Here is a 12,786-nt window from a genome sequence, read left to right as displayed (position 1 = left end):
CGGCTTGGATCGTCCCCGCACGACTACGAACGCCTCGGGGCCGCACCGGACGCGCCGTCGTGTCCGACCGGTTGAGGACCAGCACTGCCGGGCTGTGCAGCGGCGTACGCGCAACTGTGGCGCGTGGACATTCGCGCACGACAGTTCCAGTGCGCTTCAGTCGGATCCGCCCAGCACGATCTTCCACACTCGGGTCGCCACCTGGAGGTTGAGCCGGTCCTCGACGTTCGCGAGGTCGTTGCCGCTGATGTTGCGGATGCGCTGGAGCCGATAGCGCAGCGTGCTGCGGTGGATCGCGAGGGATTCGGCGGTCTCGTCGTAGTTGCCGCCGCAGTCGAAGTACTGAGACAGCGTCTCCACCATGGCCGTGTGGTGCAGGGAGTCGTAGTCGATCAGCTGCCCGAGCCACTCGTGGACGAACGTCTCCAGTTCCCGGTAATCGTTGCCGGGTCCCAGGATGCGGTAGAGGCCCAGCTCGTCGAAGAACGTCGTGCCGTAGTGCTCGCGGGAGTGGCGGCGCACTTCCAGGGCGCGCTGCGCCTCCTGGTAGTGGTGGGGGATGGCGTCCAGGGAGTCGCAAGGGGCGCTCACCCCGATGGTCCCGGACCGTGTCCCGGTCTCCCGGACGAGCGCCTCGTACAGTGCGCAGGCGTGCGGTCTGTCGTCGGCGACCAGGACCACGTGGTCGGAACGCCGGGTCAGCAGCGAGTGCATGCCCACGGCAGAGGCCGCCCGGCCCACGGTCTGCGCGAAGGGCTCGTCCACGGTCCGGTTCGACCACTGCACCACGACGAGGTAGTGGCGGCGGTGCAGGTCGTGTCCGACGGCCTCGGACCGGGCGTAGGCGCTCGCCTCGTCCGTCCCTGCCAGGAGGTCGTCGGCCAGCTCACGGTGCAGCCTCGACTCCACTTCGGCCAGATTGCGCAGGTGCGCCAGCTCCGGGGCGAGCCACGCGGCGCCGTCCTGCAGTGCGCGCAGGGTGTGCTCGTCGGCCTCGCCCCGGACGTCGACCAGGGCCAGCACGCCCAGGATCTCGCCCTGCGGGCGGATCAGAGTGACCAGCCGGTCCTTCATCCGCACCGGCCCGGCCCGACTGGCGACGGCGTGCAGCATTTCGTTCTGGCGCACGGGGTCAGGTTCGGGATAGGGGTCGGGGCGATCGGGACCGGTCCAGGACCTCAGCCGACCGAAGCGGTCCTCGACCAGCGCGGGGAGTCCGGTGAGCCCGTGCAGTGCGCGGGTGAGGGCTTCCTCGCCGCCGCCCGAGACGGCGACGTCGGCCATGAGCGCGTGAACAGCCTGCTGGTACCCCAGCTCGGCCACGACGGAGATCAGCCGCCCCTGGAGGGCTGTCCGCTCCTCCCTGAGCCGGTGCAGTTCCAGCGCGTCCTTGCGTCGGAGTCGGTGTGCGAAGGCGACAGACAGTGCAGCGGCGGTGTGCCGGACGAGCGTGGCGAGCAGGAGGCGCTCGGCCTCGGTGGGCCGGGAGGAGGAGGTCACCACGAGGTAGCCGTGGAGTGTTTCAATCCCGCGTAGCCCCAGGGCCCGGCCCCAGGGCCATCCGGGCACGGTCACGGGGCCGTCCTCCCCGGCCAGCTCCCGTACCCTCCGGTCTACGGCCATGGCATGGACCTGCCCGTTCCGTGGGCTGGGGACCAGGTCGCCGTCCACCTTGAGGTATCCGGCCTCGGCGCTGTACGGCCCTGCGGCGGCTATGTGGTCCATGGCCAGGCGCAGGATCTTGCCTTCGTCCAGGGTGTCGAACAGGGCGCTGGAGAGCGCCATCAGCGCATGGGGGACACGGTCGGCCGGGGTTGGAGCGGGTAGGCGGGGCCCACGCCGCGCGACCACGGGGATCCGCCTGCCGCTGCCCCGCGGAAGGCTGCTCTCCCAGTCGCAGCGGCGGCGGTACAGGTTGTGCGGCCGGCTGCTGGCCATGGGATCACTCCGTTCTCTTCAAGCCTACGGCCGAGCGGTGGTGCTTGATCGGACCGGCTCATGTGAGATGTCCGGATTCTTCCTCTCGTACTCGTGGAGCGACCGGACCCGTGCCTTTCTGACTCGCCAGGCGCAGGCGCGGAGCCACTGGCCCCGCCACGCTGGGAAGGGCTCGAAACCGTCCGTGCGCACCGGCAGCAAGGGCCGGGCGGTGACCGAGTAGGTCCGCAGGCCGGTTGCCTCGTACAAGAGACCTACCGGGAAGCCGCCCACGCCGTTGACCACCTCTTGGGCCACGGGTTTTCCCGTGGCGAGCCGCGATTTTGCCTCGCGCTGCTCGATGCGGTCGAGCCGGTACGAGGTCGTCGTGGACGAGGAGGTCTCCGACGAGGCCGCAGGGCTGATCGGCGGGCTGCAGACCACTGGCAGAGGTCCCCGCCCGTACCCGAACGAACGTGATCCGGACAGTCGGCGCAGGCGCCGTACCGGGAGGAGTTCCTCATGGCCAAGGCAGTGGGCATCGACCTGGGCACCACCAACTCGGTGATCGCCGTGTGGGAGGGCGGAGAGCCATCCGTCGTGCCCAACAGCGAGGGCAACCGCACGACACCGTCCGTGGTGGGCTTCACCGACACCGGGGAACGTCTGGTGGGCCAGCTGGCCCGGCGCCAGGCGATCCTCAATCCCAAGGGCACCATCTACTCGGCCAAGCGGTTCATCGGCCGGCATTTCGACGAGATCTCCGACGAGGCCAGGGCGGTGGCGTACGACGTCGTCGAGGGCGACGGCGGGGCGGCCCGCTTCAAGGTGCGCGACAAGCTGTACGCGCCCGAGGAGATCAGCGCACAGGTGCTGCGCAAACTCACCGACGACGCCTCCAAGCAGCTCGGGGAGCGGGTCACGGAGGCGGTCATCACGGTGCCCGCCTACTTCAACGACGCCCAGCGCACCGCCACCAAGGACGCAGGCCGGATCGCGGGACTGGAAGTGCTGCGGATCATCAACGAGCCGACGGCGGCCGCCCTCGCGTACGGCGTGGACAAGAAGGAGCACGAGACCGTCCTCGTCTTCGACCTGGGCGGCGGCACCTTCGACGTGAGCATCCTCGACGTCGGAGACGGGGTGGTGGAGGTGCGCTCCACCGCCGGCGACAGCCACCTGGGCGGCGACGACTTCGACCGGCGTCTGGTCGATCACCTCGCGGACGACTTCCAGAAGGAGAACGGCATCGACCTGCGCCAGGACGCGCAGGCGCTGCAACGCTTGTTCGAGGCGGCGGAGAAGGCCAAGACCGAGCTGAGTTCGGTGACGCAGACGCAGGTCAGCCTGCCGTTCATCACCGCCGACGCCGCCGGGCCCAAGCACCTCACCGACTCGATCATGCGGTCCACGTTCGAGCAGATCACCGGCGACCTGGTGGAGCGCTGTCTGGGACCGGTCCAGCAGGCCATCGCCGACGCCAAGGTCGGCGAGAGCGACATCGACGAGGTCATCCTCGTCGGCGGATCCACCCGCATCCCCGCTGTCCAGACCCTGGTCCGCCGACTGACCGGCGGCAAGGAACCCAACATGAGCGTCAACCCCGATGAGGTCGTGGCCCTCGGCGCCGCGATCCAGGCAGGGGTGCTCAAGGGTGAGGTCAAGGACGTACTGCTGCTCGACGTGACCCCCTTGTCGCTGGGCGTGGAGACACGCGGCGGAGTGATGACGAAGATCATCGAGCGGAACACCACCATCCCGGTGCGCCGCAGCGAGACCTTCTCCACCGCCGAGGACAACCAGCCGGCCGTCGACGTGGTGGTCCTCCAGGGCGAGCGCGAGCTGGCCGCCGACAACCGGGTGCTGGGCCGGTTCCAGCTCACCGACATCCGGCCGGCGCCGCGGGGCGAAGCCCAGATCGAGGTCACCTTCGACATCGACGCCAACGGCATCCTCGAGGTCAAGGCCCGCGACCGGGACACCGGCAAGGAACAGGGCATCACGATCAGCGAGAGCTCCAACCTGGACCGCAGTGAGGTCGAACGCATGGTCCAGGAGGCCGAAAGCAACCAGGGCCAGGACAAGGCACTCCGCGAGGCCGTCGACGCCCGCAACGAACTCGACGCCGTCGCGTACCAGGTCGAGAAGCTTCTCGCCGAACTGGGCGACGCGGCGCCCGCGCACGAGAAGGCACGCGGCGAGATGCTCGTGTCGGACGCCCGCACGGCGGTCAAGGAAGAGGCGGGCGTCGAGCGCGTGCGGCCCCTGACCTCCGAACTCCAGCAGGTGCTCGCCGGGCTGGCGGCCCATCAGGGCGCCGCCGCCACGGGCGGAGGTCCCGGTCAGGACGCCGCCACCGGCGGACCCACGAGTGGCGGTGGCGGTGACGATGATGTCATCGACGCCGAGTTCGACAAGGGCTGAGGCGCGCCATGCCCACCTACCCCCAGGAACCCGACCGGGCCGCGCCGGATCCGGTCGAACCGGTCCCGGAAGGCGCCGGACCCCCGCCTCGCGGGGATCTGCCCCAACCGGGCCCGCCCCGGCCCGAAGCGGCGAACGGCGAGCCGGGACCCGATGCCGCCGGCTCCGCGCCTGCCGAGGACGAGTACACGACCGCGATCCTGGAACTGGAGGACCGTTGGCGGCGCGCACTCGCCGACCTCGACAACCTTCGCAAGCGTCACGCCAGGGAACTTGAGCGCGAACGGGCGGTGGAGCGGGCCCGCACGGCGGCCGCCTTCCTGCCCGTCCTCGACAACCTCGAACTCGCCCTGACCCACGCGGGCGCCGATCCGGGCGCGATCGTGGAGGGCATCCGGGCCGTACGCGACCAAGCGGTGAACGTCCTCGAACTGCTCGGCTACCCGCGGCACGCGGAGACCGGCGTCGCCTTCGACCCGGCCCGGCACGAGGTGGTCGGCATCGTCCAGGACCCGGACGCCGCACCGGGCACGGTCGTCGAGGTACTGCGCCCCGGCTACGGGGACGGCGAGCGGCAGCTCAGGCCCGCCGCCGTGACCGTCGCGAAGCGGGAGTGACCGGTCATGGCGCGGGACTACTACGAGGTGCTCGGGGTGTCGCGGTCCGCGAGTCAGGACGAGATCCAGCAGGCATATCGCAAACTCGCCCGCAGGCACCACCCCGACGTGAACAAGGACCCTGGGGCGGAAGAGCGTTTCAAGGACCTCAACGAGGCATACAGCGTCCTGTCCGATCCCAAGACCCGGGCCCGCTACGACCGCTTCGGCGAGGACTTCCGCAAGATCCCGGAGGACTTCGACGAGCGGGTCGCGGCCGGAGCGGGCGGCGGCTTCCGCGGTCGCACGACCGCAGGCGGCGGCGGTCCTCGGGTCCGGTACACCGGCTTCGGAGACGACTTCGCAGCGGAGGGCATCGACATCGAGGACCTGTTCGGCTCCATGTTCGGAGCCGGCGCCGCCCGAGGGGGCGTACCCGGCGCGGACCAGGAGGCCGAACTGGCGCTCACCGTCGAGGAGGCGTACCGGGGTGGCCGCCGCACCGTCACGCTCGCCGGTCCCACCGGGCAGCCGCGGCGGTACGAGGTCGACGTGCCGCCGGGCGTCACCGACGGGCAGCGCATCCGGCTGGCGGGCGAGGGCGGCCGGGGCAGTGGTGACGCCGCCGCGGGCGACCTGTACCTGCGCGTGCGCATCCAGCCCCACCCCCGATTCCGGCTGGACGGCCGCGACGTGCACGTCCAGGTCCCGGTGACCCCCTGGGAGGCGGCCCTGGGTGCGACCGTGCCGGTGCCCACCCCCGGCGGCGGCACGGCCAAGGTCACGGTGCCCGCGGGCTCGTCCAGCGGCCGGCGGCTGCGGCTGCGCGGCGAGGGCATGCCGAACCCGCGCGGCGCGAACGGCGACCTGTACGCCGAACTCCGCATCGTGGTGCCACCCACCCTCGGCGACCGGGAGCGCGAACTGTTCGCGGAGCTCGCCGCCGCCTCCTCGTACGACCCCAGGAGGACGTGATGAACGAACCACCCGCGGGAGCGTCAGGCCCCGGCCGGGCCGGCGCGGGCAACCGTCCGGTACGAACGGGCGCCGACCTCACCGCCTCGACGGCCGTCCGGTACGCGCTCGTGCCCGCCCCCAGGCTCTCCCTCGACGCCGTGTCCCGTCGCTCGGGCCTCCACCCCGATCTGATCCGGCGGTTCGTCGCCCTCGGCCTGATCGACGCCGGACGCGACGCCGCGGGACACCTGGTGTTCGACCCCACGGCCCCGGCGGTCCTCGCCCGCATCCAGCGGCTGCGCACCGGACTCTGCCTCAACTACGCATCCATCGGCCTGGTGCTCGATCTGCTCGACCGCATCAGCCTGCTCGAAGCCGCCCTGCGCGGCCGCGGCACGAGGAGTGAAACACCCCCATGGACATGAACCGTCTCACCCAGAAGTCCCAGGAAGCCCTCCAGGAGGCCCAGACCGCGGCCGGTCGCATGGGGCACACCGAGGTCGACGGGGAACACCTGCTGCTCGCACTCCTCGATCAGGAGGACGGCCTGATCCCGCGGTTGCTTGAGCAGGCCGGCAAGGAGCCGAAGGGACTGCGCGAGGCCGTGCGCGAGGAACTCTCCCGTCGCCCGAAGGTCACCGGCCCCGGCGCGGCGCCCGGCCAGGTCTTCGTCACCCAGCGCCTCGCCCACCTGTTCGACACCGCCGAACGGGAGGCCAAACGCCTCAAGGACGAGTACGTGTCCGTGGAACACCTCCTGCTCGCCCTGGCCGAGGAGAGCTCGTCAACTGCCGCCGGGCGACTGCTCAAACAGGCCGGCATCACCAGAGACTCGTTCCTGAGCGCGCTCACCCAGGTCCGCGGCAACCAGCGCGTCACCTCCGCCAACCCCGAAGTGGCCTACGAGGCCCTGGAGAAGTACGGACGCGACCTCGTCCTCGAGGCCCGGTCCGGGCGGCTGGACCCGGTCATCGGCCGTGACGCGGAGATCCGCCGCGTCACCCAGATCCTCAGCCGCAAGACCAAGAACAACCCCGTCCTCATCGGCGACCCCGGCGTCGGCAAGACCGCCATCGTCGAGGGCCTGGCCCAGCGCATCGTTCGCGGCGATGTCCCCGAGGGCCTGCGCGACAGGACGGTGTTCGCCCTGGACATGGGCTCCCTGGTCGCCGGCGCCAAGTACCGCGGCGAGTTCGAGGAACGCCTGAAGGCCGTACTGTCCGAGGTGAAGGCCGCCGAGGGGCGCATCCTGCTCTTCGTCGACGAACTCCACACCGTCGTCGGCGCAGGCGCCGCCGAAGGAGCCATGGACGCGGGCAACATGCTCAAGCCGATGCTGGCCCGCGGCGAACTCCACATGATCGGCGCCACCACCCTCGACGAGTACCGCAAGCACATCGAGAAGGACGCCGCCCTCGAACGCCGCTTCCAGCAGGTCCTGGTCGAGGAGCCCAGCGTGGAGGACACCATCTCCATCCTGCGCGGACTGCGCGAACGCCTCGAGGTCTTCCACGGCGTGAAGATCCAGGACACCGCGATGGTCTCCGCAGCCACCCTCAGCCACCGTTACATCACCGATCGGTTCCTGCCCGACAAGGCCATCGACCTCGTCGACGAGGCGTGCGCCAGACTGCGTACCGAGATCGACTCGATGCCCGCCGAACTCGACGAGATCACCCGCCGCGTCACGCGGCTGGAGATCGAGGATGCCGCTCTGTCCAAGGAGACCGACCCCGCCAGCAAGACACGCCTGGAGGAGCTGCGCAGGGAACTGGCCGACCTGCGCGGCGAGGCCGACGCCAAACGCGCCCAGTGGGAGGCTGAACGGCAGGCGATCCGCCGCGTGCAGGAACTGCGCCAGGAACTGGAACAGGTCCGCCACGATGCCGAGGAGGCCGAACGCGCCTACGACCTCAACCGCGCCGCCGAACTGCGCTACGGCCGCCTCCAGGACCTGGAGCGCCGACTCGCCGCGGAGGAGGAGCAACTCGCCTCCAAACAAGGTCAGAACCGGCTGCTGCGCGAGGTCGTCACCGAGGAGGAGATCGCCGAGATCGTTGCCGCCTGGACCGGCGTCCCCGTTGCCCGTCTCCAGGAGGGCGAACGCGAGAAGCTGCTGCGCCTCGACGAGATCCTGCGCGAGCGCGTCATCGGCCAGGACGAGGCGGTCAAGCTCGTCACCGACGCCATCATCCGTGCCCGCTCCGGCATCCGCGACCCTCGCCGTCCCATCGGCTCGTTCATCTTCCTCGGCCCCACCGGCGTCGGGAAGACCGAGCTGGCCAAGACCCTCGCCCGCACCCTGTTCGACTCCGAGGAGAACATGGTCCGCCTCGACATGAGCGAGTACCAGGAGCGGCACACCGTCAGCCGGCTCATGGGCGCACCGCCCGGATACGTCGGCTACGAGGAGGGCGGCCAGCTCACCGAGGCCGTGCGCCGCAAGCCGTACTCGGTCGTCCTGTTCGACGAGGTCGAGAAGGCGCACACCGATGTCTTCAACACGCTGTTGCAGATCCTCGATGACGGTCGCATCACCGACGCCCAGGGCCGCACCGTCGACTTCCGCAACACCGTGATCATCATGACGTCGAACATCGGCTCCGAGCACCTCCTCGACGGCGCCACCGCCGAGGGTGAGATCAAGCCCGACGCCCGCGCCCTGGTGATGGGCGAGCTGCGCGGGCACTTCCGCCCGGAGTTCCTCAACCGCGTCGACGACATCGTGCTGTTCAAGCCGCTCGGTGAGCGACAGATCGAGCGGATCGTGGAGCTGCAGTTCGACGAGCTGCGGCGGCGCCTCGCCGAGCGCCGTATCACGGTCGAACTCACCGACACTGCAAGGGAGTTGATTGCCCACCAGGGCTACGACCCGGTGTACGGGGCCCGGCCGCTGCGGCGTTACATCTCCCACGAGGTCGAGACGCTGGTCGGGCGTGCCCTGCTGCGCGGCGACGTCCAGGACGGCGCGTCGGTGCGCGTCGACGCCGAGCACGCAGAGCTGGTGGTCACCTACGACCAGCAGGAGGGCGACAGGGAAGCGAGGGCAGCGTGAACGCCACCCGGACGACGACGGTGACCTGCCCGAACTGCGGGCGCGGCAACCGGATTCCCGTGGCCGCCGAGGGACGGCCCCGATGCGGCCACTGCAAGCAGCCCCTGCCCTGGGTCGTCGACGCGAGCGACGGCGACTTCGCCGAGGTCGCCGACAACGCCACGGTGCCCGTCGTCGTCGACCTCTGGGCCACCTGGTGCGGCCCCTGCCGCATGGTCAGCCCAGCCCTCGAACAGGTCGCCCGGGACCTCGCCGGACAGATCAAGCTCGTCAAGGTCGACATCGACCAGAACCCACGGCTCGGTCGGCGGTTCGAGGTGCAGGCGGTGCCGACCCTGCTCGTCATGGACCAGGGCGAGACGGTCGCCCGGCAGGCCGGCGCGGCACCCGCGCACGTCCTGCGCTCGTGGGTCCAGCAGGCGATGGCGGGCCGGCAGACGTCTGCTGGAGGGTGAACACGACGGTGAGTGAGGAAGCCCATCGCCGGCCGCGGCCGATCAGGCCCATTCACGGAAGGAAAACTCTCATGGCCACGATTGTCGACCCGCACCTGGCGATGGTGCGCCCAGTGACGCCGCGTACCCCGGAGGGCTGCGAGGAGTGCCTCAAGGAGCATTCCCCGTGGCTGCACCTGCGCCTCTGTCTCACCTGTGGGCACGTCGGCTGCTGCGACTCCTCCCCCCTCAAGCACGCCAGACGGCATGCAGGGAGCGTCGGTCACCCCGTCGTGCAGTCCTTCGAGCCGGGAGAGGACTGGCGCTGGTGTTTCGTTCACGAGGCCCTGGTCTGATGAGCACGGCCGAGCACGAGAAGGGTGCGGTCAGCGAGACACCGGACCGGTACGGGGCGTTCCCGCGCCTCACCCCGGAGCAGCTCGAGGACCTGAGCGCGCACGGTGAGCGCCGCAGGACGGCCGAGGGCGAGGTGCTGTACCGCGAGGGCGAGCCGTTCCGGGAGTTCCTCGTGATCCTCTGCGGGACCGTCGAAATCCTCAGCGACCAGGGCGGCCCCGACGAGCGCACGGTCGCGGTCCACGGACCCGGCAGGTTCCTGGGCGAACTCGGACTGCTGGAGGGCCAGGCGGCGTTCAACACCGCCGTGGTGCGCGAGGCCGGCGAGATCCTTGCCGTACCGGTGGAGCGGCAACGCGCCCTGGTCGGCAGCGACCCCGTCCTCGGCGACCTGATCCTCCGCGCCTACCTGGGCCGCAGGTACCTGCTCATCGGCCTCGGCGCCGGCTTCCGGATCCTGGGGTCGTGCTACTCACGGGACACGCTGCGGCTGCGCGAGTTCGCCGCCCGCAACCGGCTGCCCCACCGCTGGGTGGATCTGGAGAGGGACAAGGAGGCCGAGGCACTGCTGCGCCGGTTCGCCATCCGTCCCGACGAGACACCGGTGGTCCTCTGGCAGGGCGAGCGGCTCCTGCGCAATCCGAGCAACGCCGAACTCGCCCGGCTCATCGGGCTGCCCGCCCCCGCCCCCGCCCCCTCGGCCGAGAACGAACGGTGCGAGGTCATGGTGGTCGGTGCGGGCCCCGCAGGACTCGCCGCCGCCGTGTACGGCGCCTCCGACGGCCTCACCACGGTCACCGTCGACGCCGTGGCCACGGGAGGCCAGGCCGCGACCTCGTCCCGCATCGAGAACTACCTCGGCTTCCCGTCCGGCATCTCCGGGGGCGAACTCATCGAGCGTGCGGTGCTCCAGGCGCACAAGTTCGGCGCCCGCCTGATGGTGCCGGCGGAGGTCAGCGCGCTCGCCCCGCAGGACGATGAGTACATCGTCACGTTCACAGACGGCTCCCGGGCCCGGGCCGGCGCCGTGGTGCTCGCCTCGGGCGTGCGGTACCGCAGGCTCGAAGTGCCCGGCATCGACCGCCTGGAAGGCATCAGCGTCTACTACGCGGCGACGGTCCACGAGGCCGGCCTCTGCCGCGCCGACCCGGTCGCCGTGGTCGGCGGCGGGAACTCCGCCGGACAAGCGGCGCTGTTCCTCGCCCAGCACGCGTCCGAGGTCCACCTCCTCGTCCGGGGCAGCGACCTCAACGCGGACATGTCGCGCTACCTGGTGGACCAGGTGGAGCAGCACCCCAAGATCGAGGTGCTGCTCCACACCGAAGTACGGGGCGTCGCCGGCAAGGAGAAGCTGGAGTCGCTGACGGTGGAGGACAACGCAAGCCATGAGCGCCGTGAGCTGCAGGCCGCGGCGCTGTTCGTGTTCATCGGCGCCCGGCCCCGCACGGAATGGCTCAAGGGCGTGCTGGCTCTGGACGAGAGGGGCTTCGTCCTCACCGGCGCCGACGCCGGGGCGGTGGCCGATACGAACCGGTGGGCCTCGCTGGGCCGCGATCCGATGCTGCTGGAGACCACCCTGCCCGGGGTCTTCGCCGCCGGCGACGTCAGGAGCGGATCGGTGAAACGGGTGGCCTCGGCGACCGGTGAAGGCGCCATGGCGATCCGCCTCGTGCACGAGCACCGGGAACGGAAGGGAAACCTGGTCACCGTCGGCCCCGAGGGACGCCGGCCGGAAGCGGGCGGGCCCGTGTCCTCGCGCTGACCCGGCCCCTGACGGACCCGACACATGGCCCCACCCGTAAGGACAGCGTGTCACCACGGCTTCGCCTCCACCCCGGGGCATCCTGTGAACCCTTGCAATCGCGGAGGGCAGCCGAGGAGGATGGTCCGGTCGTGCGGGAGTCGTCGCAGGGCGTCACGGTCGTAGCTCTCCTGGCCGATCCGGACGCGCCCACGGACGTTGCGCGGCGCATCGCCCGGATGCTTCCTGACCGGCTCGCTGAAAAGGCGGGCCAGGGACGTCGGTTCGACGTCAAGGTGGTCAGTGAGCCCTTCACCTCGGGGACCGAGGACCCGCACACCTTGATGCGCCGGATCATGGAGCGCGCAAGTGCGGAGAACTGGGACATCGTGGTGGCCCTCACCGACCTTCCGCTGCACTCACACGGGCGCAAGATTCTTGTGGATCTGAGTCACGAACACGGCTTGGCGCTGCTGTCCCTTCCTTCCCTGGGGGGCTTGCGGCTGCAGACGAGAGCCCGGCGGGCAGTGGAAGAAGCCGTGCTCGGCTTGGCCGGTCCGCAGGCCACTGGGGCGGAGGGGCTTCCGCGGAGTCAGCCGCTTTCGGGCCCTTTCGCCGGTCGTCTCACGCCTGTCCACCGGGGCCAGGTCGGTGACGAGGAGGCTGCCGATCTCCGGTACATCGTCAGCGGGCCGCGCGGCTACCTGCGGGTGCTCGTCGGTATGGTCCGCGCGAACCGGCCTTGGCGCTTGGTGTCGGGCCTGTCGAAAGCCCTGGCGGCCGCACTCGCCACGGGAGCCATCGCCACCCTGGACTCCACCACCTGGAGCCTCTCCGGTGCCCTGAGCGCGCCACGCCTCGTGATCGCCATGGTCGGGTCCGTCGGGCTCATGATCGGCTGGCTGATCGTGGACGGGGAGCTGTGGCACCGATCGACGGAGGGATCGCCGGAGGCGAGGCAGAGGGCTCGGCTCTACAACACCTCGACGGTCCTCACCGTCGGTATCGGGGCGCTCGTCTGCTACGTGGGATTGATGGTCATCAACTTGGTGTGGGCGCTGTTCATCCTCAACGACCGGGTGTTCGCTTCCACGACAGGAACCCCGCTGCACGCCACGGAGTACTTGACGTTGTCCTGGTTCGTCGCTTCGGTCGCCACGGTGGCCGGCGCGCTGGGATCGGGCTTGGAGAGCGACGAGGCGATCCGCGCAGCCACCTACTCCACGCGCGAAGAGCAACGTCGCCACATGCTCCAAGGCGCCCACGGTGACCAGCTGATGACCTGAGTCGGAGATGCGTCGCTGG

Annotated in this window: 10 protein-coding genes; 9 read left to right on the top strand and 1 reads right to left on the bottom strand. The window is 70.4% G+C overall.

Translation table 11 applies throughout. The annotated features are described in order from the left end of the window. Window positions 1-156: 156 nt before the first annotated feature. Entirely contained in the window at window positions 157-1,785 is a 1,629-nt protein-coding gene (locus Sspor_RS06665; protein WP_237403705.1) for a PucR family transcriptional regulator, read from the bottom strand. A gap of 654 nt (window positions 1,786-2,439) precedes the next feature. On the opposite strand from Sspor_RS06665, the gene dnaK reads away from it, so the two are divergent. From dnaK to Sspor_RS06620, 9 genes are all read left to right on the top strand, one after another. Next, entirely contained in the window at window positions 2,440-4,341 is a 1,902-nt protein-coding gene (dnaK, locus tag Sspor_RS06660; RefSeq protein ID WP_202198231.1) for a molecular chaperone DnaK, read from the top strand. Between the two features lie 8 nt (window positions 4,342-4,349). Further along, window positions 4,350-4,958: a nucleotide exchange factor GrpE gene (locus tag Sspor_RS06655; RefSeq protein ID WP_202198230.1), complete on the top strand. Its 609-nt coding sequence runs from the start codon at window positions 4,350-4,352 to the stop codon at window positions 4,956-4,958. A gap of 6 nt (window positions 4,959-4,964) precedes the next feature. Further along, window positions 4,965-5,912 carry a DnaJ C-terminal domain-containing protein gene (locus Sspor_RS06650; RefSeq protein ID WP_202198229.1) on the top strand — a complete coding sequence of 316 codons (948 nt, stop codon included), beginning with the start codon at window positions 4,965-4,967 and terminating at the stop codon, window positions 5,910-5,912. Next, window positions 5,912-6,319, top strand: coding sequence for a chaperone modulator CbpM (locus Sspor_RS06645; protein WP_202198228.1), 408 nt, complete (start codon window positions 5,912-5,914; stop codon window positions 6,317-6,319). Before Sspor_RS06650 ends, Sspor_RS06645 begins: the two co-directional genes overlap by 1 nt. Beyond that, window positions 6,310-8,949 (top strand): ATP-dependent chaperone ClpB, encoded by a 2,640-nt coding sequence (gene clpB / locus Sspor_RS06640; RefSeq protein WP_202198227.1) that lies wholly within the window; start codon window positions 6,310-6,312, stop codon window positions 8,947-8,949. Before Sspor_RS06645 ends, clpB begins: the two co-directional genes overlap by 10 nt. After that, complete coding sequence (gene trxA, locus Sspor_RS06635) at window positions 8,946-9,404, top strand: thioredoxin (RefSeq protein ID WP_202198226.1); 459 nt, start codon at window positions 8,946-8,948, stop codon at window positions 9,402-9,404. The genes clpB and trxA overlap by 4 nt, the downstream gene beginning before the upstream one ends. Before the next feature lie 71 nt (window positions 9,405-9,475). Then, complete coding sequence (locus tag Sspor_RS06630; protein ID WP_202198225.1) at window positions 9,476-9,739, top strand: UBP-type zinc finger domain-containing protein; 264 nt, start codon at window positions 9,476-9,478, stop codon at window positions 9,737-9,739. Continuing rightward, a complete protein-coding gene (locus Sspor_RS06625) occupies window positions 9,739-11,502 on the top strand; it encodes an FAD-dependent oxidoreductase (RefSeq protein ID WP_202198224.1) in 1,764 nt (587 codons plus the stop codon). The genes Sspor_RS06630 and Sspor_RS06625 overlap by 1 nt, the downstream gene beginning before the upstream one ends. 131 nt (window positions 11,503-11,633) lie before the next feature. Further along, entirely contained in the window at window positions 11,634-12,767 is a 1,134-nt protein-coding gene (locus Sspor_RS06620) for a hypothetical protein (RefSeq protein WP_202198223.1), read from the top strand. The last annotated feature ends 19 nt before the right edge of the window (window positions 12,768-12,786 follow it).

It is taken from the genome of Streptomyces spororaveus (assembly GCF_016755875.1).
Classification (GTDB): Bacteria; Actinomycetota; Actinomycetes; order Streptomycetales; family Streptomycetaceae; genus Streptomyces; species Streptomyces spororaveus.
The sequence above is the reverse complement of the archived record's forward strand: the minus strand, read 5'-3'. Positions and strand labels throughout refer to the sequence as shown.

Excerpts from the sequence above, each read along its gene's own strand:
- clpB (WP_202198227.1), top strand. The coding sequence starts at position 6,310 with ATGGACATGAACCGTCTCACCCAGAAGTCCCAGGAAGCCCTCCAGGAG.
- dnaK (WP_202198231.1), top strand. The coding sequence starts at position 2,440 with ATGGCCAAGGCAGTGGGCATCGACCTGGGCACCACCAACTCGGTGATC.
- Sspor_RS06655 (WP_202198230.1), top strand. The coding sequence starts at position 4,350 with ATGCCCACCTACCCCCAGGAACCCGACCGGGCCGCGCCGGATCCGGTC.
- Sspor_RS06665 (WP_237403705.1), bottom strand. The coding sequence starts at position 1,785 with ATGGCGCTCTCCAGCGCCCTGTTCGACACCCTGGACGAAGGCAAGATC.
- Sspor_RS06650 (WP_202198229.1), top strand. The coding sequence starts at position 4,965 with ATGGCGCGGGACTACTACGAGGTGCTCGGGGTGTCGCGGTCCGCGAGT.
- Sspor_RS06630 (WP_202198225.1), top strand. The coding sequence starts at position 9,476 with ATGGCCACGATTGTCGACCCGCACCTGGCGATGGTGCGCCCAGTGACG.
- Sspor_RS06625 (WP_202198224.1), top strand. The coding sequence starts at position 9,739 with ATGAGCACGGCCGAGCACGAGAAGGGTGCGGTCAGCGAGACACCGGAC.
- Sspor_RS06645 (WP_202198228.1), top strand. The coding sequence starts at position 5,912 with ATGAACGAACCACCCGCGGGAGCGTCAGGCCCCGGCCGGGCCGGCGCG.